The organism is Clostridium sp. HCP1S3_C6, assembly GCF_052066735.1.
GTDB lineage: Bacteria > Bacillota > Clostridia > Clostridiales > Clostridiaceae > Clostridium.
Map to the genome: position 1 here is coordinate 1 of NZ_JBQHRN010000012.1, position 26589 is coordinate 26589.

25 protein-coding genes, 1 tRNA gene and 3 pseudogenes are annotated in these 26589 nt (G+C 26.4%); 2 read left to right on the plus strand and 27 right to left on the minus strand.

All coding sequences use genetic code 11. The features are described from left to right. From ACTNAO_RS06090 to ACTNAO_RS06100, 3 genes and pseudogenes are all read right to left on the minus strand, one after another. Positions 1 to 78, minus strand: a pseudogene (locus ACTNAO_RS06090) (IS607 family transposase); the annotation flags it as partial. Positions 79 to 177: 99 nt separating this feature from the next. Beyond that, the gene (locus ACTNAO_RS06095) at positions 178 to 303 is read right to left on the minus strand and encodes a hypothetical protein (protein ID WP_441027528.1); all 126 of its coding nucleotides are present in this window, start codon (positions 301 to 303) and stop codon (positions 178 to 180) included. Beyond that, positions 293 to 499: pseudogene (locus ACTNAO_RS06100) on the minus strand (1-deoxy-D-xylulose-5-phosphate synthase N-terminal domain-containing protein); the annotation flags it as partial. The gene ACTNAO_RS06095 and the pseudogene ACTNAO_RS06100, both read right to left, overlap by 11 nt. A 364-nt stretch (positions 500 to 863) precedes the next feature. Between ACTNAO_RS06100 and ACTNAO_RS06105 the strand changes: the two are divergent. Then, a complete protein-coding gene (locus ACTNAO_RS06105; protein ID WP_441046096.1) occupies positions 864 to 2198 on the plus strand; it encodes a DUF2334 domain-containing protein in 1335 nt (444 codons plus the stop codon). Between the two features lie 30 nt (positions 2199 to 2228). Here the strand turns inward: ACTNAO_RS06105 and ACTNAO_RS06110 are convergent, their stop codons facing one another. The 17 genes and pseudogenes from ACTNAO_RS06110 to ACTNAO_RS06190 form a co-directional block, all read right to left on the minus strand. Then, on the minus strand, positions 2229 to 3653 hold the full coding sequence (locus ACTNAO_RS06110) for a hypothetical protein (RefSeq protein WP_441027530.1): 1425 nt from the start codon (positions 3651 to 3653) through the stop codon (positions 2229 to 2231). Positions 3654 to 3703: 50 nt separating this feature from the next. Continuing rightward, positions 3704 to 4261 carry an NUDIX hydrolase gene (locus ACTNAO_RS06115; protein WP_441027531.1) on the minus strand — a complete coding sequence of 186 codons (558 nt, stop codon included), beginning with the start codon at positions 4259 to 4261 and terminating at the stop codon, positions 3704 to 3706. A 10-nt stretch (positions 4262 to 4271) separates the two neighbouring features. Beyond that, a complete protein-coding gene (locus ACTNAO_RS06120; RefSeq protein ID WP_441027532.1) occupies positions 4272 to 4835 on the minus strand; it encodes a class I SAM-dependent methyltransferase in 564 nt (187 codons plus the stop codon). A gap of 387 nt (positions 4836 to 5222) precedes the next feature. Further along, positions 5223 to 5519 (minus strand): annotated as a pseudogene (locus ACTNAO_RS06125) (GNAT family N-acetyltransferase); the annotation flags it as partial. A 102-nt stretch (positions 5520 to 5621) separates the two neighbouring features. Next, positions 5622 to 6602, minus strand: coding sequence for an alpha/beta hydrolase (locus tag ACTNAO_RS06130; RefSeq protein ID WP_441027533.1), 981 nt, complete (start codon positions 6600 to 6602; stop codon positions 5622 to 5624). Between the two features lie 165 nt (positions 6603 to 6767). Further along, positions 6768 to 6923: a hypothetical protein gene (locus ACTNAO_RS06135; protein ID WP_441027535.1), complete on the minus strand. Its 156-nt coding sequence runs from the start codon at positions 6921 to 6923 to the stop codon at positions 6768 to 6770. Continuing rightward, positions 6896 to 7183 (minus strand): YjdF family protein, encoded by a 288-nt coding sequence (locus ACTNAO_RS06140; RefSeq protein ID WP_441027598.1) that lies wholly within the window; start codon positions 7181 to 7183, stop codon positions 6896 to 6898. The genes ACTNAO_RS06135 and ACTNAO_RS06140 overlap by 28 nt, the downstream gene beginning before the upstream one ends. Positions 7184 to 7684: 501 nt before the next feature. Continuing rightward, entirely contained in the window at positions 7685 to 9769 is a 2085-nt protein-coding gene (locus ACTNAO_RS06145; protein ID WP_441027536.1) for a methyl-accepting chemotaxis protein, read from the minus strand. A 160-nt stretch (positions 9770 to 9929) separates the two neighbouring features. Further along, positions 9930 to 11153 carry an NlpC/P60 family protein gene (locus tag ACTNAO_RS06150; protein ID WP_441027537.1) on the minus strand — a complete coding sequence of 408 codons (1224 nt, stop codon included), beginning with the start codon at positions 11151 to 11153 and terminating at the stop codon, positions 9930 to 9932. Between the two features lie 195 nt (positions 11154 to 11348). Next, positions 11349 to 13049, minus strand: a complete 1701-nt coding sequence (locus ACTNAO_RS06155; protein WP_441027538.1) for a sensor domain-containing diguanylate cyclase — start codon at positions 13047 to 13049, stop codon at positions 11349 to 11351. Between the two features lie 70 nt (positions 13050 to 13119). Further along, on the minus strand, positions 13120 to 14565 hold the full coding sequence (locus ACTNAO_RS06160; protein ID WP_441027539.1) for a DEAD/DEAH box helicase: 1446 nt from the start codon (positions 14563 to 14565) through the stop codon (positions 13120 to 13122). An 80-nt stretch (positions 14566 to 14645) separates the two neighbouring features. Continuing rightward, positions 14646 to 16088, minus strand: coding sequence for an alpha-amylase (locus ACTNAO_RS06165; RefSeq protein WP_441027540.1), 1443 nt, complete (start codon positions 16086 to 16088; stop codon positions 14646 to 14648). 38 nt (positions 16089 to 16126) lie between these two features. Continuing rightward, positions 16127 to 17317: an HD-GYP domain-containing protein gene (locus ACTNAO_RS06170; RefSeq protein ID WP_441027541.1), complete on the minus strand. Its 1191-nt coding sequence runs from the start codon at positions 17315 to 17317 to the stop codon at positions 16127 to 16129. A gap of 203 nt (positions 17318 to 17520) precedes the next feature. Beyond that, positions 17521 to 18234, minus strand: coding sequence for an IMP cyclohydrolase (locus ACTNAO_RS06175; protein ID WP_441027542.1), 714 nt, complete (start codon positions 18232 to 18234; stop codon positions 17521 to 17523). Between the two features lie 107 nt (positions 18235 to 18341). Beyond that, positions 18342 to 18428: transfer RNA gene (locus ACTNAO_RS06180), tRNA-Leu, on the minus strand. A 92-nt stretch (positions 18429 to 18520) separates the two neighbouring features. Next, positions 18521 to 19312 (minus strand): nuclease-related domain-containing protein, encoded by a 792-nt coding sequence (locus ACTNAO_RS06185; RefSeq protein WP_441027543.1) that lies wholly within the window; start codon positions 19310 to 19312, stop codon positions 18521 to 18523. A 54-nt stretch (positions 19313 to 19366) separates the two neighbouring features. Beyond that, positions 19367 to 20368 carry a pyruvate kinase gene (locus tag ACTNAO_RS06190; protein ID WP_441027544.1) on the minus strand — a complete coding sequence of 334 codons (1002 nt, stop codon included), beginning with the start codon at positions 20366 to 20368 and terminating at the stop codon, positions 19367 to 19369. 124 nt (positions 20369 to 20492) lie between these two features. On the opposite strand from ACTNAO_RS06190, the gene ACTNAO_RS06195 reads away from it, so the two are divergent. Beyond that, complete coding sequence (locus ACTNAO_RS06195) at positions 20493 to 20993, plus strand: DUF4883 family protein (RefSeq protein ID WP_441027545.1); 501 nt, start codon at positions 20493 to 20495, stop codon at positions 20991 to 20993. 47 nt (positions 20994 to 21040) lie between these two features. Here the strand turns inward: ACTNAO_RS06195 and folK are convergent, their stop codons facing one another. Genes folK through ACTNAO_RS06230 form a run of 7 tightly spaced genes read right to left on the minus strand, consistent with a single transcriptional unit; the run spans position 21041 to position 26511 of the window. Further along, on the minus strand, positions 21041 to 21862 hold the full coding sequence (folK, locus tag ACTNAO_RS06200) for a 2-amino-4-hydroxy-6-hydroxymethyldihydropteridine diphosphokinase (protein ID WP_441027546.1): 822 nt from the start codon (positions 21860 to 21862) through the stop codon (positions 21041 to 21043). 2 nt (positions 21863 to 21864) lie between these two features. Continuing rightward, positions 21865 to 22677 carry a dihydropteroate synthase gene (folP, locus tag ACTNAO_RS06205; RefSeq protein WP_441027547.1) on the minus strand — a complete coding sequence of 271 codons (813 nt, stop codon included), beginning with the start codon at positions 22675 to 22677 and terminating at the stop codon, positions 21865 to 21867. A 21-nt stretch (positions 22678 to 22698) separates the two neighbouring features. After that, positions 22699 to 23229, minus strand: a complete 531-nt coding sequence (locus ACTNAO_RS06210; protein ID WP_441048056.1) for an HD domain-containing protein — start codon at positions 23227 to 23229, stop codon at positions 22699 to 22701. A 5-nt stretch (positions 23230 to 23234) separates the two neighbouring features. Further along, on the minus strand, positions 23235 to 23795 hold the full coding sequence (folE, locus tag ACTNAO_RS06215) for a GTP cyclohydrolase I FolE (protein WP_441027549.1): 561 nt from the start codon (positions 23793 to 23795) through the stop codon (positions 23235 to 23237). Positions 23796 to 23798: 3 nt separating this feature from the next. Beyond that, on the minus strand, positions 23799 to 24554 hold the full coding sequence (locus ACTNAO_RS06220) for an aminotransferase class IV (RefSeq protein ID WP_441027550.1): 756 nt from the start codon (positions 24552 to 24554) through the stop codon (positions 23799 to 23801). A 12-nt stretch (positions 24555 to 24566) separates the two neighbouring features. Next, positions 24567 to 25931: an aminodeoxychorismate synthase component I gene (pabB, locus tag ACTNAO_RS06225; RefSeq protein ID WP_441027551.1), complete on the minus strand. Its 1365-nt coding sequence runs from the start codon at positions 25929 to 25931 to the stop codon at positions 24567 to 24569. Then, positions 25921 to 26511, minus strand: a complete 591-nt coding sequence (locus ACTNAO_RS06230) for an anthranilate synthase component II (protein WP_441027552.1) — start codon at positions 26509 to 26511, stop codon at positions 25921 to 25923. The genes pabB and ACTNAO_RS06230 overlap by 11 nt, the downstream gene beginning before the upstream one ends. Positions 26512 to 26589 lie beyond the last annotated feature (78 nt).

Genomic DNA, 26589 nt, shown 5'->3' on the forward strand with positions numbered 1-26589 from the left:
TTGTCTAAGAAATTCTACTTGATTTTTTAAATCATCTTTTTGATTAGAAGTTGAAACTCTTGTATAGCAAATTCTTTTGGTTTATAATTTTTACTCAAATATAATCACCCCCTAAATATATTATATTACATTTGATTATATTTGAATATATTTTTAATAACTATTAATATTCTCCTTTTATTTAAGTATTTTCATAATGTCTGAAACTATTAAGTCTTTTGTTAAATGATATCTTTCTAAAAGCTCCTGTAATGGAACCTTATCTGTAAATTTTTTTGTTGCTCCAAAATTCAATACCTTCATAATCTTCACCACCACTTAATGATCCATTTCCTATTACAGCTATTATATTTTCTTTATTTCCCTTTAAATCTCTTGCCTTAGCCAATCCACAAGCAAGACTTACTGATGTGGATGTATGACCTACTGCAAAGAAATCATGATAGCTTTCTATTGGTTCTGTATATCCTGTAACAGTATCATATTCTTCTTTATTTAATTTTTTCAAATCTTTTGGTTCATTCACTTTGTTTAAAATATTTATCACAAATATCACTCCATTTCTAATTAATATTTATACATATTTAAATTTACCACTTAGAGTTAACTCTAAGTCAAGTTTTTTTGTTGTTATTTATGTAATAATTTATTTATTTTTGAATAATTTGATGTATAATAATATTATTCAAAATATATTTTAAAGATAATATATTTTTGTTGCTTTTTCTACTTTAAAATAACGGGATTCTAAGGAGGTGTGACTATATATAATTTTATATATAGTATTCTTTATGAGTTTAAAAAAAAGAAAAATAAAAAAAGTTCCATCTTATACTTTTATTGTGCCACTATTAGTGATAATTATGATTGGAATATTTTTTTATAATCCAATATCAAAACATAATTTATTAACAAAATATTCAATTTACATGAAAGATGGAAATTTAAAAACTACAAACCCTACCAAACAAATTTTCACAAGTAATTATACTTCGAAGCTTAATTTTTCAGATCAAAAAATATCTGAAGTAAATGGAGTATCTCTAAACCTATTAAATAATACAATTATAAATTCTAACATTGTATTATTTAAAGCTCAAAGGTATTACTTCCCATTAAAAGACATATGTAATGCTCTTAATTATTCTATAAAAAAGGCTAACAATATTTATACTTTATCAAATGGAGATAAGGATATATATTTATCAGAAAACAGCTTTACCTACAATTCAGCTGTAAAAAAACTAAGAGGAGATTTATTAACATATAATAATAATCCTTTTATTTCAGTATCTGATATAGAAAATATATTTGATTTATTTGCTGTATTTAATTCAAGTGACAATACAATAACTCTTCTAGATAATAGTGATCTTACAAATTCTAAAGTAAATAGTAATGATACTACTACAGATAAAATTGCCCTTGTAAGATTTGAAGACTTTACATGCGGTGATACAAATTTAAAATCAGACAACCAAACAAGAGTAAAATTAATGGTTAATCTATTGTATAAAAACGGCATAAAATTTCATACAGGCTGGATACCTAGATTTAAGGCTCCTGATAGTAACATTGACAATGACTTATTAACAAATGAAAACATGGTTAATGCAGGTTTTATAAACATACTTGATTATATGCTTAATAAAGATGGAGAAATAGGTCTTCATGGTTATACTCATCAACATGGTGATGAAAGAAGTGCTGTTGGAGAAGATATGGATCAAAACACTAATAACACAGAGGAAGAATGTAGACAAGTTATTGAATCTGGTATAGATACAGCTTCAGCTTTAAATATTCCAATAAGTTTTTATGAAAGTGCTCATTATAAAGATACAGACCTTCAAAAAAATATAATTAATGAATATTTTAAATATGTTTATGAACCATATGACAATAATAAAACAAATATTTATAGTCCTAATGATACAAATATTTACATTCCAACTGCTCTTGGATATGTAAATGATCCAAATGATATATCATCTATAGAAAATGGTTTAAAAGCTAATAATCCCACAAAGCTTAACAGCTTCTTCTATCATCCATCTGTAGAACTTGATTTTGTTAATTTTTCTATTGATGGAGATAAATTAAATGTTGATTATAGTGCTTCTTCTCCTCTTTATAGAATAACAAAATTAATTAATGATAACCATTATGCAACAATTCATGTAACAGATATAGAATAAAAAAAGCCCTAGGGCTTTTTTTATTTTACTTTAATTAATTCGTATAATTTCTATTTGTTTTACTGGTTCGCTTAAAATCTTATAATAAATATTTTTTTCATTACCATTAAATGCAGCTTTAATAAAATATACATTGTCCTTTTTACCACTACTTATAGCTGTTTTATCAAAATATCCTTTTAATTCTGTAAGAATTCTTTCAAAATATAATAAATCATTAAGTGGATTTAATAGAAGTGATTGATTTATAACCTCTTCTGTAAATCTAAACGTTTCAAAAGCTATACTCCACCTATTTAAAAGTTCATGTTTTCTATATTCATATATTTCTGTTACTTCCACTTGCAATTTATCATATTCCCTTGTTAAATCATGATACCTTGCTTCAATTTTTGATCCTTCGTATATTATACTATCATCTGTTAAATTATTTATTTTTCTTTTAAATTCTTCTACATAATTAAGTTTATAGTTATATTCACTTATAACCTTATTTAAGTTTGCATTTAAAAATATTATTTCCTCTTTTAACCTATCTTTTCTATCTCTTAAGTTTTCGTTGCTTTCATTAAATCCGTATTTTAACTGTTGTAGACATTCTGAAAATTCATTGCCCTTATATGCCTTTTCTAATTCAATTTGTACTCTTTTTCTCTTTAAATTTTCTAATTCTATTTTATATCTTTTTATAATTTCTTTTTCTTTATCAAATTTAATTTGAATTTTTTCATCCTGGTCTCTGTACTTTTTTAGTATTATTTCATCACCTTTAAGTTCTTCTTTATATTCCGTAAGCTTTTTATAAAGTTCACAGTAATTATTATAACTTTTAAGGGCATCTTCACGTACAACAGCACTTTTTATAAAGCTTGGCATATTTTTAAATCTAGGTGTCATTGTACTTTGGGAAGCTTTCACAAGTACTTTTACTTCTCTTGCAAGAAGCTCTCTATTTAATCTTTTACTATATGCAGAAAGCTTTTCATTATTATTAATCAACCTTTTCATATTATCAACGTATTTTACAAATATCGTATCCGCTTTCATTGCAGGGGTATAACACTGTGGTATGTTAAAGATAATAGCAGCCTCATTTATCATTTTAACAGCTAAATTTTCATATAAAGCTTCCTTATTTGTCTGCTTTAAGTTAAATTCAGCTTTATCTATAAGAATTGATATATATCTTTTAAGAACGTACTTCATTGGAAGATCTCTTAATTCCTTTTCAGTATTGCTAATTAATATAGGTATTTCATTAATTTCTTGAAATTTAATATCATCCCTTTTTCCTAATAATTTTGCAATACTATTTGAAGCTTCTAAAAATTGTTTTCCAAATCTTTGTGCCATTATTTTGGTTATACTCTTTGAATTTATTGTTTCTAAAATAGCTACTTCCTGTGCTAAATCTTCTTTTGAAATATTTTTTAACCCATCAAATATATTTGCCATAACCTACCCCCAAGTAATTTACTAATAATATCACTGCAAAAAGAAATACATTAGATTATACTAAGGCTTTTTAATACTTTTTCATATTCCTCTAAACTTATACAAAATTTCTTGTTTGCATTTTGTAAATTGCATAACAATTCTTTTGTGTCCATCCACAATATATCTTGAATTTCATCTTCTTCATAATGTATATAAGATACATCTACATTATCTTTTAAAACATATACATTATTTATTTCATTACTTACAAAAATACTACCGTGAAACACATCTTTTGCCATAAGTTTTTGTGTGAAAAGAAATATAAAATCTTCTTTTTTTGCCTCTATACCTAATTCTTCCTTTAATTCTCTTACTGCTGCATCTATAAATTCTTCTCCTACATCAACATGTCCTGCCGAGGATACATCAAAACATCCAGGAAATGAATCTTTATTATCACTTCTTTTTTGAAGTAAAATTTCAATTTTTTTACTATTATATCTTTTTCTAAAAATATAAATTCTTACACTTCCATGTAAATCTCCATCCCTATGTACAAGGGATCTTTCTTTGATTTTTCCTGTTCTTGTTCCATCTTCATTTAGTATATCAAAATACTCCATAATTTTCCTCCTAAAGTTTAAATATAAATACTGGTATTGGAGGATTATTAGGTTTATTATAAAACTCATTATAAATTACAAGATATTTTTTATTATCTAATTTTCTTAAATATTCAAGTACCTTGTCTTTTTCTATAAAACCACTATCACCACCACTATATATACATATACTTATAATGCCTCCTGCTTTTAGAAGCTCAAGAGCTACATTAATAGCTTCAATGGTAGTATTATATTTTGTTTGTATGTTATGATTACCGCCTGGAAGATATCCTAAATTAAACATTACTGCACTTACAGAATCCTTAAATATGTACTTATCCATATTTACATGACTATCTAAAATAACATTATAATTACAACTAATTTTACTATCTAATAATAACTTTTTTGTAGCCTCTACAGCCTCCTGTTGAATGTCAAAAGATAGCACCTTCCCACTTTTTCCTACTAAATTAGACAAAAAAAGCGTATCATTTCCTTTTCCTGCAGTTGCATCTATACAATTATCGCCCTCTTTTACATATTTCTTTACTATTTGGTGAGACCAATCTGTAATTGTTATTCTTTTCATAATTACTACCTCTAAAATATTAAAATTTTTACATATTAATTATACACATATATTATCTTATTTTTAAATGTTGCTTCAAATATTTACTTCATTAATCCTTTTATTCTTTATCACTTATAACTTCGGTTAATTAATAATTAATAATTAATAATTAATAATTAATAATTAATAATTAATAATTAATAATTAATGATTAAGAATTTAAGACATTTTTACTCCTTCGTGGTAAAAATTTTAATTATATATTGTATGGGTGGACAAGCTCCACTTTCAAAGCTTACACCTATACTTATATAAGAACTCAATTATGTCAATGCTTTGGGCCTCAACTAAGCAATTGTTAATTTCACATTAAATAAGATTGTTTAATTCATACTTAAATATCCACTATAATTTACAAACCATTATATATTCTTCTTCATTTTCATCAATAATTTGAAAACCAACTTTTTTATACATCCCTACAGCATAATTCTGCTTTTGCACTGATAATGAAGATTGTTTATACCCACATTCTTTCAACTGAGCCAACATCCTTTTCATTAACTCAGTACCTATTCCATAATTGCGATATTCTTTCAAAAACAAAATAGCAAAGGATGGAGTCTGATTATCAACATGACCATAGTCATTCATAATACGAATCCATACAACTCCAACTATTGCACTATCAACTTCAGCAACAAAGTATAAACTGCTTTAATTAACCCTCATTCCATAAACTATGGCATAATATCCAATAGCTTTGACCTTCCAAACAGAATATTACTAATATCTGCTCTTTTTTTACCTTGAAGTGTCAAAGAAATTAATAATCATACTTAATATTTGTTCATCATGTTCCATATATAACTCTTTGTCGATATTTTCGGAAGGATTGCTTTTTTGATATTGAAGTGCTGCATCTGTCAAAAAATATGTATAATGTTCATTGTGATTCGGCTTATTCATTAACATAAATTTACATTTTTTATTTTTAACTAAATCTCTTTTTTCATAAATAGCACTTCTTTTTTCATTATAAAAAACATCTTTATCTGCGGATATGACAAGTACAGGAATATCTACCGTATTAATTCCATCTATTGCCGATAAATCCTTGTCCTCACCATATTCAAAATATATAAATGCAAGATTTAATGGTCTTATAATTGGATATGCAAATCTTATAAATCGCTTTACAGAGCACTCCCACTGTTCAGAAGCCGAGTTGAATCCAGATGCAGAAACAACTGCATCCACTCTATGTTCAAAATTCAAAATTGTGGTTACCGCATATCCTCCCATACTATGGCCAAACAAGTATATAGGCAAATTAGAAAATGAATCATTATTATCGCAATATGTAAGTATTGAATCCAAATCGTATACTGCCTGAGTATACCCACCTAATCTCTTACCTTCACTTGTATAGCATCCTGTATAATCAAATCCAAGCACTTGATATCCTGCATCTACAAAATATCGAACTTCATATAATTTTATATCATTTGAATCGCCATGCCCTGGTGCAACAATGATGACACCCTTCGTATTCTCTTTTCCATAAAGATACGCTGATAAAATATTATTTCCAGATGGAATCTTTATTTCTTCACGAGGATATTTATCTGCAATATCTGCATACAGCAAGTATTTATCAGAATCATACTTGGCATATGTATATTTTCCCATTACTATGCTATGTATAATTGCAATAATAATTGGGATAATAATCAAATATATGACACACACAATTATCCATATTACTTTTACTTTTTTACTCATATATCCTTTTCCCCCTACAACTACAAAATGGCTAAAAATATAGGAATAGCCATATATGATGTTATAAAATAGACGAACATATACCACTCAATTTTCCTTAATGTGCTACAATATAATCCATCTAAAAAAGCATAATCAATCTGCACTTTATTCCTTGCCAACAATTCAGTCATTACAGTTGCACCTTGACTTCATTTCTTCCAACTCTTCATTTGAGGGTCTATTATCATTACTATACATTTTGTTCATGGAATACCACCAAACAGGTCCCTTTCCATTATTTCCATAGTCTTCTATATCTCCACTTCTTCTAGGAAACAAATGCCCTTATGCTTTTCTCTTTTCTTTTGCTGTTTCAGTTCAAACATTCGTTGCTTATCCACTTCTCTTTTCTTTCGTTTTCTTGCTTTGCACTCCTGTTTGCTCTGCTGCCGTTGTAATTTCAATGCTTGCTGAGATTTTGTTCCAATGCCATTTTCCCTCATCTGCTTTTTCACTTCACGCTGCATCCTCTTAGGATTTCTTTTTATGTCCTTTACAACAGTATCAACAGCTAGACTAAACTGTAAACTAAATAGTATTTTTGAATGTACATTGCTTTTTTATCTTTGCATTTATAATCAAGCCCTATGGCACAATTAACATATTAATCATCAAAAAAACAATTTATTAAACTTATTATACCTTATATTGGAATAATTGCATATGCTTTTTATAACATATTCCTATAATTAAAAGTACAAAAATATAGATTGACAATTACAACTAGTATATATGGGCAGGAGTACATAGATTATTTCAAAAAAGTAAATAGGTGTATACCATGACTTTCAGAAAACCAAGTCTATTCATTCACTGTCTGAAAAAGTTTGGAGCTAATTTTAAAAATCAGTTTGATTTTTCTTCATATAAACAATTCTTTGAAAAAACTAAGTATAAAAACATAGACTATATTTTGATTAAAGGAAAAATGCCTTGTGCAATTGCCATTATAACAAAACTGTAATTAATAATAATAAAAAATCTCCATTACAAATTAAAATGAAAATAGTAATGGAGAATAATATTTACACAAAATGTAATTAATATTTAAATTTATCTATAAGCTTGCTTATATTTTCTGATACTTCTTGTTCCTTATTTAGCGCTTCAATTACCTTTTCTATATGTTCAATATTTTCTTTAATTAAACCTGAAATATTACCAGCACTGTCACAAGAATTTTGTGCTGCATCATTTGAAGTTATAACAAGATTATTAACTTCATCTATTACACTTGAAAGTTCCTCTGACATAGAAGCTAAATCTTCTGAAATATTGTTAACGCTATCAGCATCACTGTAATACTCATCACCTGTTTTCTTTATAAATTGTAATTCATCTAATACATCATTTCCTACAAACTGAAGAATTTCCATATTATTATTTGATAAATCTTCAAATGATTTTTCCACTTTCTTAATAGTTTCTTTTATACTTACTACAGCATCTTTAGATGCTTCTGCAAGAGTTCTAACTTCCTCTGCAACTACAGCAAAACCTTTTCCTGCTTCTCCTGCCCTTTGAGATTCAATAGCTGCATTTAATGCAAGAAGATTTGTTTGTTCTGATATTTCTTCTATAGTTTCAGCCATAACTTCTATTTCCTTAACTATTTTACCTTCTTCTATTGCTCTATTACATTTTTCAAGTTTTTCTTTATAAACATTGTTAATTGTATTTGTTGATTCTTCACCTTTATTTTTAACATTTAAAGCTCTTTCTTTTGAACTTAATGAATTATTACTACTTTCAAGAGCTTTATCTGATAAGGCCCTAACAGCTTTTCTTACTTCACTTATAGAAACAGTTATAGTTTCAGTAGCTTCACTTGACTTTTGAATTTCTGAAAGTATATTACTAACATCTTCTTCCATCCCATTAGCGTGATTTTCCATAACTGAACTATCTTCTGATATTTTTACATTATTATTGTTCAAATTAAGTACATTATCTTTCATTTGGCTAATTAAATTTACTATTTCTTTTCTCATATTTTCATATGCCTTAGCAAGTTCTCCTATTTCATCTCTATACTTTGATAAATTTTTATAGTTATTATCAAAACTAAAATCTAATTTGCCACCCTTTTTTATCATTTCAGTTACCCTTGATATTGGTTTAGATAATTTTCTTCCTAAAACTTCTGCTGCTATTATTGCCACAATGTATACTAGAGTACTAATAATTATAAGCCTTATCATAATGCTATTAATTTTATGTGTAATAACACTATATGGAATAGTAAAAGCATATATCATTCCATTTGTTAATTTTGTATATACTAGTCTTTTGTTTTCATTTTTGTATTTATATTGAATTACTTCATTAGACTTTTCACCATTTTCAATATAATTTTGAATTTCCTTCAAAGATCCATTATCTACTTCACTTAAACTTAAAATATCATTAAAGTCAGGATGATATATTATATTATTACTACTATCTAGTAAAAATCCATAGTCAGAATTTTCATCTTTGCCTATTATGTTTTTTATAACATCAAAATCCACATCCATTCCTACTACTCCAATTGTCACTCCATTTACCTTTAATGGTACAACATAAGAAATCATATATTTATTAATATTATCATTATAGTAGGGATCCATCCATGTTGCTTTATTATTATTAATAGGCACATAATACCAACCAACATGTTCTAAATCATCTTTACTATACATACTAAAATCAGTAGGTACTAAATCATTAAAATCAGCTTCATTAGTATTCCTAGATGCAAATATTCCTGATGTTGGATTTGTATAATCAGGATTAAATCTAATATAATAAGTTAAAGCTCCATTAGTATTACTTGCAATTTCCTTAAATGAACTTTTCATCTGTTCCACATAGTTATTTACATAATTATTATCTACCTTAAAAGTATTAAGATCCTTTAGATTATTTACTGCAATATCATTCATTGTATTTACAGCCTGCTCTATTGCAGAAATTGTACTATTAATTTCATTACCATTACTTACACATTCTAATTGTATATTTTCTCCTGTGGAATCTTTTAATATGCTTTTTATATTTGCAGTGGCAATAGTAGTTACAGAAATAACAGAAATTATAGATATTGCAGAAATAGCTGCAACTATTTTTGTTCTTATCTTTATCATACATAATTCCCCCATAATTTTAAAATTCCACTTTAATTTTCGTACTTATTTTCTATATCTTAACTGTTTTACGACATTCTACAATTTCTTTTTATAAAAATAGTCAAAAAAATAAGGTTGAGATAATAATTTTCAACTGCTATCTCAACCTCTTACTTTTCTAATTTTGTGAATTCTTTTTCATTACATCTTTACTATTAACTATCCTTCTTGCAGTGCATGCCCTTAATGCACCAGAAGATACCTTTATTACATCACCAGTTTGTGGTGCATGGATATACATGTTATTACCTACATATATAGCTACATGATGTGGTGCAGATTTGTCACCAAAAAACAACAAATCTCCTGGTTGAAGCTTATCTAGTGAAACTTCAACTTCTGTACCAACTTTTACTTGTGTGTAAGTTGTTCTAGTTATTTCATATCCAAATTGTCTATATACATAACTTGTAAATCCACTGCAATCCATACCAGTTGCAGGATTATCTCCACCCCAAAGATATGGTATTCCTAAATATTTATAAGCTTCTAATACAATTGCATTTGTTGATGCAGGTGGAGTTTCTCCATGGCCAACAAGTCCTGATACCTTTGTTTTAATCTCTTCTATTGCCTTATTTATTTTATCTAATATTTCCTGTGTTTTTATTTTAGGCTTTACACCTTCTAATGCAGAAATAATTCCATTTAATTCTTCAATAGATTGAGATGAATTAGCAAGATTTATAAGAGGCTCAACCATAGCTATTTCAGTATCTTTAATAGATGTTTGAGTTTTTGCTCTTATTTCAATAAGTTCTTTCATTTTTTCATTAGATTGATTTTTCTTATTATCTAATTCCTGTTGCTGGTTTTGTTGCTGAGTTTTAAGATTTTCCTGTTCCTCCTTGTTTTTTTCAATATTTTCCTTTAACTCTTCAATATTTTCAACATTCTTTTTATCAGTATCTGCTAATTTAACTGCACAATCTACTCTAAGTAAAAAATCACCTAAACTATCTGACTTCATTAAAAATTCAAGATAATTAATTGAAGTACTTTTATTTTTATATATTTCTCTTATACGACTATCCATTAATTTTTCTGCATCTTCTAAATTTTTATTTTCAGTTTCAAGATTTTTATTAATTTCATTAAGATCACTTTGAGTTTTTTCCATTTCTAATGTTAACATAGAAAGTTCATTATCTATTTTTTGTATTTCAGTTTCTAAATTAAGTATACTTGCTTCATTTTCATTATATTGCTTGTCCAATTCATCATGTTGCTGAATTTGTTCATCTGCTACACTAGGTGTTGCATATGCAATAGTGTTCCATGTAAAGCTTGTCATTAAAATGCATGATATTACTACAACTGTTCTTAGTTTGCTACTATACATTACTCTCTACCTCTTTTATTAATATATTATATATTTTTTACAAAATAAATTCTTAGATTACTTTTTTTGTAATAAAATTTAAAAAATAATTAAATAGAAATTTAATGATATTAAATTACTATTTAATTATACCACATTATCTTACTATATTTATAAATGAAAGTATATATTTAACATTTTGTTAATTTATAATTTTTATATTTCACCTATCATTTTCAAATATTTTAATACATTGTTACTATATACAGTAGCAATACCTCTGCCATTTTGTTTTGAATAGTACATAGCCCAATCAACTTCCTTTAATAAGTTTTCAATTTCCTTTGTAATTTCAGGATAAGCAGTTATTCCAACACTTATATTTACATTAACTACTTTTTCATTTACAACAAATTCAAAATTGCTTATTTCATCCATTATATTTTTTACAATTTTCTGTGTTTCCTCTACATTCTTTCCTGGAAATATAATAACAAATTCTTCGCCACCATATCTTGATATTATTCCATTATTTTTTGAAGCTATATCCTTGGCAATATTTGCACAAACCTTTATTACTGTATCTCCAAATAAGTGTCCATATGTATCATTAATTCTTTTAAATCTATCTAAATCAAACAATATAATAGACATCTTAAATTTATTACTCTTTATACTTCTTACTTCATTTGATATTTCATTAAATAATTCTGTTAAATACCTTCTATTATATACTCCTGTAAGAGAATCTCTAATTGCTAATTGTTCCATTTGTTTAAATAAATATATTTCTTCACATCTTGGTATAATTTCGTCAGTTAAAATTTCATAAAACATCAATTCACTTTCCTTAAAAAATCCCTCATTTTTTGATGCTAATACACACCATCCAACAATTAAATCATATTTTAATAAAGGAGTAAATAATATAGATTTTATACCATCTTCTTTTTTTAAAAATTTGTATTTATTATAATCAATATTATTATCTATAACAGTGCTTTTAGTATTAAAAATATCTTTAAATAATCCATTATTAACAGCTTCTTTTGTTCTATTTACTAAATCTCTTCCTATTACTGTTTCTATGCCCATTGTATTAACTGTTTTTTGAGAGTCATTTTCAAGAAATACTAAAACAAAATGAGTACCTTTAATTTTTTTCATAAGTTCATTAACTAAAGACTTAATTTCATTAGATATATCTATATTTTGGCTAAATTTCTTAAAATTCTCAATATCTATTTCCTTATGATATTTAAAATTTGAAGCATCACTTTCTTTTATTCCAAGCATTCTTGATATTACCTTAGAAGAGGCACGAGATTCATCTTCTATTATTGTATTATCATTTTCACATACTGAAACTACATTAATATCACTATTTAATATAATTTTGTCGCTAATACGTAAATACTTTTCAACAACTTTAAGCATAAATACATATGTAATAAACAATAAAACACATACTAGTAGTTCATCTAATGATATACATTTCTTATATACTTCTACCCCAAAAACAATAAATAATGAAATAACTATTTGCCCAAAAGCATATACACGATGTTTTATATTAGTATTTTTAAAAACAAGCAATAATTGAAGCGATGTATAAATATGTATAGAAAAACAATATACAGACATTAAAAACATATCCTTTAACAAAAAGAATAAAAAAACTATTAATAGCTGCTTAATTAAATTCATTGCTTTAATAAAAATATAACTGTATTCACCAGTTAATTCCTTAGTTATTTCTTCTAAAATAAATGAAAATCCAAGTATAGCTAATAAATAAACTCTTATAGTATCATTTTCACCAACATAAGCAAAAAGAATTATAAAAAGCAATATAAAATTCATACCAATAATAATATTCAATTTCGAAAAAATAATTTGCATATTGTATCTTTTCATTTTAATTCCCCACTATTTTAATTATTATTAATTAATAATCCATTTTTATTATACCACTTTATAATAATATTTATTTCTCTTTTGCAATTTCCACCTTAAGTTTTTTTCCTTTTATAGTCTTATTTTCAAGAACATCTAAAACATGTTTTCCTTTTCCATTAAGTATGTCAACATAGCTACAATTATCCTTTACATCTATAATACCTATATCATCAGAAGAAATTCCTTCAATGTTAGATATGGTTCCCACAATATCTAGTACCCTTATTTTTTTCTTCTTCCCACCATTTAAAAATATCTTTGTAATATTTTTATCTAAATTTTTATCTTTCTTATCCTTTTCCTTTGGTTTTTCACTTAATATTTCATTAGCCTTTTGAACTTCTTCCTTAGAACACATAAGTTTATCCTTATTTATTTCAGTAAGATTTATACCAATATATTCTTGAAGCTTTTGAAGGAATTGTTCCTCATATTCACTTATTATAGTAATAGCTTTACCACTTTTCCCTATCCTTGCTGTTCTACCAATTCTATGGACATACGAATCTAATTCCATTGGAATATCATAATTAATAACATGTGTGATATTTTCTACATCAATACCTCTTGCTGCTACATCAGTAGCTACTAATATTCTAAATTTACCACTTTTGTAATTTTCCATAGACTTTATTCTATCAGCTTGCATCATACCACCATGAATTTTATCTACTGAATATGATTCATCCTTTAATAATTTAAATACTTTATCTACATTTTCTTTTGTTCTACAAAAAATAACAGCTGTATCAGGTTTCTCCTTTATTAATAATCTTAATAAAAAGTCATCCTTTTCTGCATTAGTTGTTCTTATTAAATAATGATCAATATTATCAGTAATAAGTTTATCACTTTCTATTTCTATATTTAATGGCTTATATAAATTTTTACATGCAAGATTTCTAATTTCATCTTTTATTGTAGCAGAAAATAAAAGTGTAACTCTCTTTTTATTAAGCCTTCTAAAAACAGCTTCTATTTGTTTAATAAACCCCATATTAAGCATTTCATCTGCTTCATCTATAACAACATATTTTATATTTTTTGTATTTAATGTTTTTCTATCCATATGATCTAAAACTCTTCCTGGAGTTCCTATTACCACATGAGTTTTGCTTTTTAATTCTCTTTCTTGATCCTTAAAGGGAGCCTTACCATATAAAGTAACCCCTTTTATTCTTTTATATCTTCCAATGTTCTTAACATCTTTTTGTATTTGAATAGCAAGTTCTCTAGTAGGTGCTAAAATAAGTACTTGTGGATCATTTTCTTCCCATTTTATTTTTTCACACAAAGGAATAACAAATGATCCTGTTTTCCCACTACCTGTTTGAGCTTTTACTATTAAATCCTTATTAAGTAATACTTCACCTATTACCTTATCTTGAATTTTAGTTGGACTATTATATCCAAGTAAATGCAGAGCCTTTAATATTTCTTCACTTAAATTAAACTTTTCAAATCCTTTTTTCACTTCATTACCATCCTTATTAATTAATAAAAAAAAGGGATTTTTTAAATCCCCAATATTTTATGTAATTATAATATTTTAATTTATTTTCTTACCCATACTGATAAACTTTTTTCATTAACATTAAATATTCCATATCCTTCTTTATCAATAGTAACTGTTTTTTCTACATTACCAAGATAATCATAAAAAATGTTTCCTGCAAATTTACTTCCTATAAACATTTTTTTGCTTGATTTTTCCTTTCCATTTGACATAATAACTGCAACAGCAGAACCCTCATGTTCATTATCTCCTAATCTAGTCCATCCTATTACATTTTTATCATCAAAGTAATCTTCTTCTTTGCCATATGCATATAATCTTCTAACCCTTAAAAGTTCTTCCAAATGTCTTGTTTTATTTATATTTTGACATTTAACTCCATATAAATCACCATAAAATATACATGGATCTCCACCTTTTCTTAAAAGAATAAGTGCATAAGCCATGTCCTTAAAATTCTCACCTATCCATGATTCTAATCCTTGACCATATTGACTATCATGATTATCTACAAAGGTTACTGCCATTTCTTCATCTTCCTTTACAACAGTACCATCAAAAATAGTTCTCATATCAAAATTATCAAAATCTTTAGTAGCTTTAAACATATTATAATGGAGAGGCACATCAAATACTTTTATTTGCCTGCTAGTTTTACTAATATAATTTTTAAGGGCCTCTAAATTTCCACTCCAATATTCTGCTACAGCATAAAGTTCTTTATCTGAATGCTTTCGCATATTTTTAATCCAGTCATTATAAAATGAAAACTTAATATGCTTTACTGCATCTAACCTAAATCCATCAATTCCTGTAAAATCTAAATACCACTTCCCCCAATTATTTAACTCTTCAATTACTTCTGCATCATCCATATCCACATCAGCACCAAGAAGATAATCATAATTACCAAGTTCCTTATCTACATCCTTATCCCATTCTTTATCTATAAATCTAAATATTCCATTTTCATGATTAAGTTCATCATAATCAACACCATGAAAATTAGTCCAATTCCATTTAAAGTTAGAATACTTACCATTTCTTGCCCAAAAATCGAACTTTGTCCAAACTTGTACTTTTCTCTTTTTTCCAATAGTTTCATTTCTATTATAAGGATCATCTTTTACAGCATAAGTTTTTTCAAGCTCGTCAGCTCCTGTTCTATGACCTAAAACAGTGTCAGCATAAACCTTAATATTATTTTTGTGAAGTTCATTTATAGCCTCTAAATATTCATCCTTTGACCCATATTTTGTTTCAAGAGATCCTTTTTGATAAAATTCTCCTAAATCATACAAATCATAAACAGAATAGCCAACATCTGTAACACCACTAGCTCCCTTATATGCTGGTGGAAGCCAAACCTCAGTAATTCCCAGTTCTTTCAAATGAGCTGCATCTTTTTTTACATTTCTCCACAATGTTTTATCACTTGGCAGATACCATTCAAAGTACTGCATCATAACTTTATTGTCCATAATATCACCTACATATAGCCTTTTTTAATATTATTAATCTAATCAGGAAATTGTCTTAAAATTTCTTTAAATTCGTCAAAGTGTTCTATAAATATATCTACCATTTTAGGATCAAATTGTTTACCTCTTTGAGATACTATTTCATCATAAACTATTTCAATAGGCCACTTTTCTTTATATGGTCTTTTTGATACCATTGCATCAAATACATCTACAAGAGCCATTGCTCTACTATATATATGTATTTCTTCTCCCTTCTTTCCAAGATATCCAGTACCATCCCATCTTTCATGGTGTTCAAGAGCTATAATACTTGCCATTTCCATTATTTCCCCTGGCGAATCTTTTAAAAGTTCATAACCATAAATAACATGTTCTTTTATTATGTTAAATTCCTCATCAGTAAGAGGTCCTCTTTTTTCTATTATTTCAGATGGAATCATAAGTTTGCCAATATCATGCATCATTGATGCAATTGATAAATTTTCGCAGGTTTCATCATCCCAGTTAGTAGCTTTTGCAATACATTTCATATACTTTGCAACTCTTTTAATGTGAGAGCCAGTATGTCTTGATTTTGATTCGCTTATTTCAGCAAAATTTCTAACAAGTTCTTCTTGAGTAGTTTGCATTTTTTTATTTGTAACAAATAATTTTTGAAGCATATTAGAAGCCCTTTTAGATAGTACTATAGTAACAACTACAAAAGATGAAAATACTACAAGCCTTGGAATAAGTGCATAAATTGTAACTTCATAAGGTGTATTAATAGTTCCAGCTATTTTTTCAGGTATACAATTAGTATAAATTCCTATATAATGTGATGCTATTATTGATAAATAAGACAAAATAATTGTATATATAGTTACCTTTTTGTCAAAGTATAATTCTACAACAAATAGTGGTAATAATAATGCAAATAATGCTTCTACATTAAAAACACAATAAAGTACTGAAACAACAATAACAAGTCCTGTCATGTTTAAATAAGCTACCCAAATTTTATGTATTTTCAATACTTCTGTTAAAATAATAGGACCACCTAACAATATTATTGTAATACTTAACACTATATTCATAGTATTTTGAGGTATAGAAGCACTAAAACATCCTAATTTATTACATATCCAAGTTACTATAATTGTAATTAATGATAAATCTAAACATAATGCTGTACATTTATCTGCTTCCATTCTATTGTTATTATAAAACTGTTCTTCTAATATCATATGTTAATAAGGCAAATAGCCTTTCCCCCCATTGTTTATTATTTTTTTTCAACATTATATATTATAACATTGTTTATCATTTTAAAAAAGGTGAAAATTTCACTTTTATTATATACAACATATACAATTTTAAAGACTATAATTATAATAAAAAATAGCGTGGCTTATGATTAAAAAATTAATCAATTTGCACACGCCTTTAATTATTTATTCTTGTTAATTATTTTAGTTTCATATTTTCCAGTTTCTATATCTATAAATCTTACAAATAATGAAACTTTATTATCTTCATTTAAGTTTGTCCATAATGCTTCAGTAAATTTTTCAATATCATTAGGAATAGATATTAACTTTGGTTCACCTTCAAAACTTGGTAATGGATTTCCATTAGTTTTATATGTATGAATAAAATGACCTTGTCCATTTATTGGACTATCATATGTAAAAGTATATCTATTACAACACTCTGGATTTCCATTTGCACTTTTTAATATTGACATTGCATAATCAAATTTCCCATCTTTAACATTTAATATTCCAGAAATACGTGGAGTATAATTTGGACCATCTGGCTCAAATTCTCTAGTTCTTAGAGATTGTTCAAATGTTTTTCCTTCCTTCATCAAGTCATATACTGTATCAGTTTGATCTCCATTTGTTACTATTGTAGAATTTCCTAATACTCTAACTGGTGCATATATAATTAAACTTGGATCTGTTAACTTTGAAGGATCAAAAGCCTCAGTTCTTATTCCTTCATTTTCCTCTACAAATACACGATTTCTACTATTCTCACTTCTACCCATAATAAAATAAGCTGTTACTGCCTTTTTACCATCTTGAGATTTACCAATTATTATTCCTCTTCCAGGATAACAATTTTCTCTTAATTCTTTTTCAATAGATATAGATTCCATCTAATCTCTCCTTACATAATAATTTAACTATCAAAAATATTATAAACTAAATATTAAAAAATAAAAAGACTCCATAATTAAAAATAATCATGAAGTCATTTTAATGCTGGTGCTGGTTGTGGGACTTGAACCCACACGTAGTCACCCACGCAAGATTTTGAGTCTTGTGCGTCTGCCAATTCCGCCAAACCAGCTTAATAAACTAGCACGAATGTTATTATAACACAGTAAAATTTATTTATCAATATTTATTTATCAATATTTTTTTAACCAACATAAAAGAGTATTAAATTATGATTATATTTTTTATATAAAAAACAAACGATACAAGTATTACTGCAAGACGTCCTCTATACTTCCATTTTGATTCTATATATTTATTATAAATATTCATATACCCAGAAGAATCTTTGTGTTCATATATATATGGATAAAGCTTATCATAAAGTTCATCTGATTTAAAAATTTCTTTATTATTATATTCACTTATAAATTTCTTAAGTTCATGGTAACTTATAATTGGAGCATTAGAATTATTTTCTGATTCAATTTTAACCCTATCTTCCATCATTACAATAACATCATAAATTATATCTTCTTTAAAAGCATTTCTTAAGATTTTTCTATAATTTTTTACTCTTTCTATAGGTGATTCTACTTTTATATAATTTTTTCCATTCTTTTGGTACCACTCATTATCATTTAATATTTTTATTTTTCCTTTTAAATTAGATCTTACTACATTAAAAACACCTTTATCTGTAATAACTATACAATCTAACTGTTGTTTTTCATTTTCATTTTTAAGAATGGGATTATATAATTTATTTATATTTTTAAGCTTTTTTAAATTATTGTTTATTTTATACTGATTTTGAAGCAATAATAAATTTGTACCTTTGGTAATTTTATAACTTTTTATAAGAGGAAACAATAAGAACATTCCAAAAAATATAAAATAAATATCTCTTGAAATTTCATTAAACCCTATTTTAAGAAATAATACACAAATACAATAAACATAATAAGATATAATAATCTCATACAACAAATAAATAATCTGCTTTAAAGTTCTCATACTTTCACCTTACTTGTAATGTTATATAAGTTATTATCACCAATTTTATCAATTTTATTCATATTTATCTATAAGGGACTTTAATATTTTTACAGCCCTTACAGGATATTTTCCTACAGATGTTTCACCTGCTAATAAAAAACCATCAGCCCTTGTTTTTATGATATTATATATAGCTTCAATTTCTGGAAGTTTTGGACTAGAATCTCTTATTATGCTATCAAGCAAATGAGTAGCAAAAATAATTTTTGTATTGTAGTTTTTTAATTTTTTTAAAATGTATTCTTCATAAAAGGGCACCTCATACATAGATGTTTCAGGTAAAAGGTCTCCCCTTCCTATAATAATTCCATCGCATATAGAAGCAATTTCCCTTATATTTTTAATGCCTTTTTTAGATTCGATTTTAGCATAAATTTTAGGATTAAAATCTTTAAAATCTTTAATGTATTCTTTTAAATTTTTTATATCTATAGGAGATTCTACAAAAGATTGACTTATTATATCTACTTTGTTTTCATAGCCCCAAAGAATATCCTTTTTATCTTTTTCAGATAATAAAACATCATCCCTATTTATATTTTTTATATTACATCCTTTATCTGCTCTAATAATTCCTCCTTTTTTTGTTATGCAAAATACTTTGTTTTTTTCTATTTTTTTAACTGCAAAAACCATTGTATTGTCCTTCATTGTTATAAATTTACTTTCTATTTCTGCTATTAACTTTTCTTTTATTGTTATTGGAACAAGAGCATCTTTATTATTTCCAAATTCATTACTATAAGCTTCTTCACTACAAAATACTACTTTTTGACCCTTAAAAACTTTAAAAGTTTTTGACAATTTTTTTGACACTCTTATTTTACTTCCACACAAATCTTGCATAATATGTATATTCTTATTTATACTTCTAGCTGCACTTACTACAAACCTAAAATCTTCATTTCTATTATGAGAAAAATTAAGCCTTAAAATATCTGCTCCAGAATTAATTATATCTCTTAATATATTTTTACTAATTGATGCTGGTCCAATACTTGCAATTATAAGCATTTACTTTCTCCCCAAACTTAATGTCTTTTTATTTTTATGATTTCTTTTTTGTTTTATTACTTTATGCATATTGATTTTTTTTTAAAATAAAAATATACTACAACAATTAATTAAGGAGATTTCTTTGAAAAAGTTATTTTTTTTATTTATAATATTCTTTTCAATAACCCTTTTAGGCTGCAAAGCAAACAATCCTAAATATATTCATTTTGAAAAAAAGCCCAAATTAAATTACTATACATGTGAAATAGGTAAACTACTTTTAAGTAAAAACGATTACTCTTTAGAACTTTATAATACTAATCTTTGCACCTCTACTACATTAAATAATGATGACAAAAAAATATTAATTAATTTTATAAATAGTGCAAAGAATGAAAATTATATATCAGAAGAGGAATTAGAAAAGATTTCAGATGAAATTCCTTACGAACTTAAGGTAAAATTTGAATCTGGTGAAATATTTATAATAAAGATTTTTAGTCCTTCTTTAGTTTCTATTAATCCATGGGATGGTATATTTTCAGAAGATTATATAAAAACAGATACTCTTCCTACAAAGTACAACCCCTACAACTTTTGTACATTTATAGAAAATAGGCAGAAAAATAATTATAAGGATTAATTTAAATAGGCCACAAATTTAGCTGTGAAATTAAGAATTAATAATTATTAATCCTTAATTCTTAATTTCTCTAGCAATTTAAATACTCTCTCTTTAAGTATCGGATGAAGCTTAAAGGGAGCAATTTCATTTAATGGTTTAAGTACAAATTCTCTTTCCTCCATTCTTGGATGAGGAAGTGTAACAAATTCATCAGAAGATACTAAATCATCAAAAAATATTATATCAAGATCAATTATTCTTGGTCCCCATTTAACTTTTCTTTCTCTTTTCATGTCCTTTTCTATAGATAAAAGTACCTTCATAAGCTCTCTTTCATCAAATATGGTATTTATTTTTAAGGCACCATTTAAAAACTCTTCCTGATCTAAATAGCCCCATGGCTCTGTTTTTATAAAAGTTGATTTTTTTTCTACTGTAATTTCATTGTAACTTTCAAGTCTTTTTATTGCTTCATTTAAATTAGCTTCTTTATTACCTATGTTACTTCCAATAGAAAGATAAACTTCATGACTGCTTCTTTGTATATTTACTGCGGCATACTTAACAGATCTTCCTATAGGTGCAAAAGGTTTTTTTAATGTAACACTACACTTTTTTACTGATGGGTAAGTTATAAGTATATATTTGCATACTTTATCTGCAGCGGTTTCTATAAGGTCATAGCTTTTTTCTTTAAGAAGTTTTTCCACTTCTAAAGAAAGAGCTCCATAATTAATAGTTTTATTTAAATCATCGTAAGCCGCAGCTTCTTTTATGTCTGTTTCAAGTTCAAGATCTACTACAAATTTTTGTCCTAAAACCTTTTCTTCTTTAAACACTCCGTGATTTGCAAAAATCTCTAAATCTTTAACAATTATCTTATCCATAATTACCTTCCTACTTGCAATATTTTATCTGTCATAACAGCTGCTCTTTTATTTTCTAGAACATCATGCACCCTTATAAATTCACAGCCTTTCATTATTCCCATTACTGTTGTTGCAATAGTTCCTTCTAATCTATTATTTACATCAGTATCAAGAGCTAATCCTATCATTGATTTTCTAGAAGTTCCAAGAAGCACCGGAAGCTCTAAAGTTTTTATTTTTTCTAGATTATTCATAACTGTTAAATTTTCTTCGTAAGTTTTAGCAAAGCCTATTCCTGGATCTAATATTATATTTTCTCTTTTAACTCCAGCTTCCATAGCTATATGTATGCTATCTATTAAATCCATTAAAACATCATTCATTAAATTATTGTATTTAGGATTTTCCCTATTATGTGTTAATATACATGGAACATTAAATTCTGCTGTTACTTTTGCTATTTCAGGTTCCTTTTTAAATCCCCATACATCATTTACCATATCTGCTCCTGCTTCTAAAGCTTTTCTTGCTGTCCCAGCCTTATATGTATCTATTGATACCGGAATATCAAATTTTTCTTTTACAGCTTTTATAATAGGAACTACTCTTTTTATTTCTTCTTCTTCAGATACTTTTTCAAAATTAGGTCTTGTTGATTCACCACCAATATCTATAATATCTGCTCCATCTTTTATCATTTTATCTACTCTTTCTAGGGCTGTATCTAAATTATTAAATTTGCCTCCATCTGAAAATGAGTCTGGAGTAAAATTAAGTATTCCCATTATATATGTTCTTTCACCTAATACAAATTCCCTATTTCCAATTTTCAAATTAATCATCTTCCTTTTATGTTATATTTTAATTTTAAAATTCTTTTTATTTTCGTCCCAATAGCACATATTTACTGAATCACAATCAAAACAATTTCTTGATTCCTTGTCGCTTGATAATATAATTTCAGAAAGCTTAATTATATCATTTAAATCATCATCTAAAATATCCTCTTCATTATGAAAAAATTCATAATCATTTGATTTTTTTCTATGATTTAAAATTGCATTTACTATTTGATTTTTTTCTTTTGTAGTGAAGGTAGTTTCATTTAAAATTTCTTTAGCTATTTTTACACCTGCTACATTATGAGGTATATCATGTTTATATTCGTCTACTCTGCCTAAATCATGCAAAAGAGCAGCTGCATATATTACTTCTTTAGAAAATTTAAAATTATTTTCAAGAACCTTAATATATGATATTCTTGCAACATCTAGAGAATGATCTATTCCATGTTTGCAAAAGACTCTATTCTTTTCAAGCCTTTTTAATTCTGATACATATTCTATGAATTTTTTGCTTTTTAGTATTTCATTAACTCTATCCAAAGTCATTACCTATCCTTAATTAATGATAGTACTTCTTTTCTTAAATTATAATCCTCTTTAAACTGACCCCTATATGTAGTAGTCATAGTTTTAGTACCTGGTTTTTTCACACCTCTCATAGTCATACACATATGTTCTGCTTCAATTACTACCATAACGCCCTTTGCATCTAAATATTTCATTATCGCATCTGCAATTTCCTTTGTAAGTCTTTCTTGAAGTTGTGGCTTTTTAGCATATACCTCTACAGTTCTTGCAAGTTTAGAAAGACCTGCCACCCTACCATTTGGAATGTATGCTATATGCACCTTGCCATAAAAAGGCACTAAATGATGTTCGCACATAGAATAGAAAGTAATGTCTTTTTCAAGTACTAAATCATCACTATCAACTTTAAATGTCTTTTGCAAATGTTCTTTAGCCTCTTTATTTATTCCAGAAAATATTTCTTCATACATTCTAGCTATTCTGTCAGGAGTTTCTACAAGACCTTCTCTATTTACATCCTCACCTATAGCTTCTAATATAAGTTTTACACCTTCACGTACTTTTTCTTTGTTTACCATTTTCTACCTCCAAGATGTATATTTATTTATAATTTCTTCATATGCTGCCATAATACATTTAGCTTTATTTATTTGTGAATATTTTATATTATTGAGTCTTTTAACACTCATTATTCCCATTAAGCTATTTGTTAAAAATACTTCATCTGCATTTTCAATTTCTTCTTTACTAATAGCTTTTTCCTCTACCTCATAATTCTTTACTATCCAATTTCTTATTATACCACTTAAGAGTCCTTGATTTTTATCAGGAGTAAAAATTTTATCATTCTTAACTATAAAAATATTAGCACAACTACTTTCAGAAATAAAACCTTTTTCGTTTAAAAATATAACATCATTATATCCAGCTTTTACTGCCTTTTGTTTTTCTATTATATTTTCTATATAATTTATTGATTTAATTTTAGACAATATAGATGTAGTATTTCTCAAAACACTGCTATAGGTTATATTAAATCCTTTTTCATAGCTTTCTCTATTGTAAGGACTTTTTCTTTCTGTTATTATTATATTTTTTTCAGTTACTAATATTTTTACAGCACCATTTATAAATTTATTTGAATTTATAAAATCTAACAACTTTTCCTCTTCTAATTCTTCCATATTTAAAATTTTCATAGAAGATTTAAGTCTTGATATATGTTCACTTAAAAAAGCAAGCTTTCCATTTGAATATATGGTTTCAAAAACTCCTCTTCCAAAAAATACTCCATCATCTAAGTTAATTCTGTCCTTATTATATATTATCTCCCTCATTTTAACACCTCTTTAATTAGTTATACCTAACGCTCTAATAAGTGCTTTCCCCTTATCTATAGTTTCAAGCCATTCATCTTTTTTTACAGATTCATAAGTAATGCCTCCACCTACACCAAAAATGACCTTTTTATCTTTTTTTAGTATAGTTCTTATAACAATATTAAAATCTGCATTTCCCCTTAAATCAAAATATCCTATTATTCCAGTGTATATACCACGATTTGATTTTTCAAGTTCATTTATAATTTCCATAGCACGAAGTTTTGGTGCACCTGTAATTGACCCACCAGGGAAACATTCTCTTATACAATCAACAGATGATATATTATCCTTTAAAATTCCTTCTACTGTAGAAACAAGATGAAACACTGTATCATATTCTTCTATTTTAAAAAGTTCCGGTACCTTTACAGTATTTGCTTTGCACACTTTACTTAAATCATTTCTTTCAAGGTCCACAATCATTAAAAGTTCTGATTTATCCTTTTCTGAATTTAAAAGTTCATTTCTTAATATATTATCTTCTTCTTTTGTACTTCCTCTAGGTCTTGTACCTTTAATAGGTCTTGTAATAACCTTTTTATTCACAATATTCAAAAATCTTTCTGGAGAAGATGAAATTATTTGAAAATCCTTGTAATTCATAAAGGCTGAAAAGGGTGCTTTATTTATTTTTCTAAGATCTTCATATATTGAAAATGCTTTTTTATTTGTATTACCTTCTACCCTTCTTGTCATATTTGTTACATAAACATGACCATCTTTTATATACTCAATTAGTTTGTCTAAAGCTCCTATATAGCTTTCTTCATTAAAATCAGATTCAACGCTTACTGTATCTTTCTCTAAAATTTCTTCACTTATAATTTTATAATTATTTTTTATTATATCTAAAATATTTTCATTATATATTCCAAGAGAAGATATATATGTTTTTTTATTTATAAGATCAAATATAATTATATTATCATAAAGAGCAAATATTGCTTCTGGAATTACTTCTTCTTTTATATTTAAATTATCACTGAAGCTTGAATAATTCATTCCATTTCCAAGAGCTAAATCATAAGACATATAACCAACTAATCCTGATACAAAAGGAATATCTGATTCATAATAAATTTTATAAGTTTCTACAAGCTTGTTAAGTTCATAAAAGAAATCACAAGGATTTTTCTTTTTTCCATCAACCAAAAGTTCATCCTTCCTTTTTACAAGCTTTTTTATAGGATTTAATGCAATAAATGAAAATCTTGATAAATTTTCATCTTCCTTTGAACTATCAAGAAATATTGAATCTTCCCTATTTTTAAAAATATTATATACATAAAAAGGCTCATAGTATTTGTTCATCATTTCTATTTTAAATTTCATTTTTGAACCTCTTGCATTCTTTTATAAAATTTTTTAAAAGTTTATGACCATTATCTGTAAGATGTGCTTCCGGATGAAACTGCACACCAAATATAGGATATTTTTTATGTTTTACAGCCATAATAACACCATCCTTTGTTTTTGCTATAATATCTAATTCACTTAACTTATTGGGATTTTCTTCTATAATAAGTGAATGATACCTAGTAACCTTAAAGGGATTATTAATACCTTCAAATATACCTTTACCATTATGATATATTTCACTTACCTTGCCATGATATGGCCTTTTTCCCCTTTTTATATTATATCCATAATATTTACCTATACATTGATGTCCAAGACAAATACCTAGAATTGGTATTTTACCTTGATATTTTTCAATAATTTTAAGAGAAAGACCAGCTTCATTAGGGCTTTTAGGACCCGGTGAAATAACAATTCCATCATATTTTTTATCTAAAGGTATGTTTATGTCTATTTTGTTATTTTTTACAACATGTACTTCTTCATTAAGTTCTTCAAAATATCTTACAAGATTATATACAAATGAATCATAATTATCTATCATCAATATCAATTTTATATCACCTTATTATATTATTTAAAATGGTTTTAGATAATATTATAATGTATAATTACATTATAAATATATCAA

Excerpts from the sequence above, each read along its gene's own strand:
- ACTNAO_RS06095 (WP_441027528.1), bottom strand. The coding sequence starts at position 303 with ATGAAGGTATTGAATTTTGGAGCAACAAAAAAATTTACAGATAAGGTT.
- ACTNAO_RS06105 (WP_441046096.1), top strand. The coding sequence starts at position 864 with ATGATTGGAATATTTTTTTATAATCCAATATCAAAACATAATTTATTA.
- ACTNAO_RS06110 (WP_441027530.1), bottom strand. The coding sequence starts at position 3,653 with ATGGCAAATATATTTGATGGGTTAAAAAATATTTCAAAAGAAGATTTA.
- ACTNAO_RS06115 (WP_441027531.1), bottom strand. The coding sequence starts at position 4,261 with ATGGAGTATTTTGATATACTAAATGAAGATGGAACAAGAACAGGAAAA.
- ACTNAO_RS06120 (WP_441027532.1), bottom strand. The coding sequence starts at position 4,835 with ATGAAAAGAATAACAATTACAGATTGGTCTCACCAAATAGTAAAGAAA.
- ACTNAO_RS06130 (WP_441027533.1), bottom strand. The coding sequence starts at position 6,602 with ATGAGTAAAAAAGTAAAAGTAATATGGATAATTGTGTGTGTCATATAT.
- ACTNAO_RS06145 (WP_441027536.1), bottom strand. The coding sequence starts at position 9,769 with ATGATAAAGATAAGAACAAAAATAGTTGCAGCTATTTCTGCAATATCT.
- ACTNAO_RS06150 (WP_441027537.1), bottom strand. The coding sequence starts at position 11,153 with ATGTATAGTAGCAAACTAAGAACAGTTGTAGTAATATCATGCATTTTA.
- ACTNAO_RS06155 (WP_441027538.1), bottom strand. The coding sequence starts at position 13,049 with ATGAAAAGATACAATATGCAAATTATTTTTTCGAAATTGAATATTATT.
- ACTNAO_RS06165 (WP_441027540.1), bottom strand. The coding sequence starts at position 16,088 with ATGGACAATAAAGTTATGATGCAGTACTTTGAATGGTATCTGCCAAGT.
- ACTNAO_RS06170 (WP_441027541.1), bottom strand. The coding sequence starts at position 17,317 with ATGATATTAGAAGAACAGTTTTATAATAACAATAGAATGGAAGCAGAT.
- ACTNAO_RS06175 (WP_441027542.1), bottom strand. The coding sequence starts at position 18,234 with ATGGAATCTATATCTATTGAAAAAGAATTAAGAGAAAATTGTTATCCT.
- ACTNAO_RS06185 (WP_441027543.1), bottom strand. The coding sequence starts at position 19,312 with ATGAGAACTTTAAAGCAGATTATTTATTTGTTGTATGAGATTATTATA.
- ACTNAO_RS06190 (WP_441027544.1), bottom strand. The coding sequence starts at position 20,368 with ATGCTTATAATTGCAAGTATTGGACCAGCATCAATTAGTAAAAATATA.
- folK (WP_441027546.1), bottom strand. The coding sequence starts at position 21,862 with ATGGATAAGATAATTGTTAAAGATTTAGAGATTTTTGCAAATCACGGA.
- folE (WP_441027549.1), bottom strand. The coding sequence starts at position 23,795 with ATGGTAAACAAAGAAAAAGTACGTGAAGGTGTAAAACTTATATTAGAA.
- ACTNAO_RS06220 (WP_441027550.1), bottom strand. The coding sequence starts at position 24,554 with ATGAGGGAGATAATATATAATAAGGACAGAATTAACTTAGATGATGGA.
- pabB (WP_441027551.1), bottom strand. The coding sequence starts at position 25,931 with ATGAAATTTAAAATAGAAATGATGAACAAATACTATGAGCCTTTTTAT.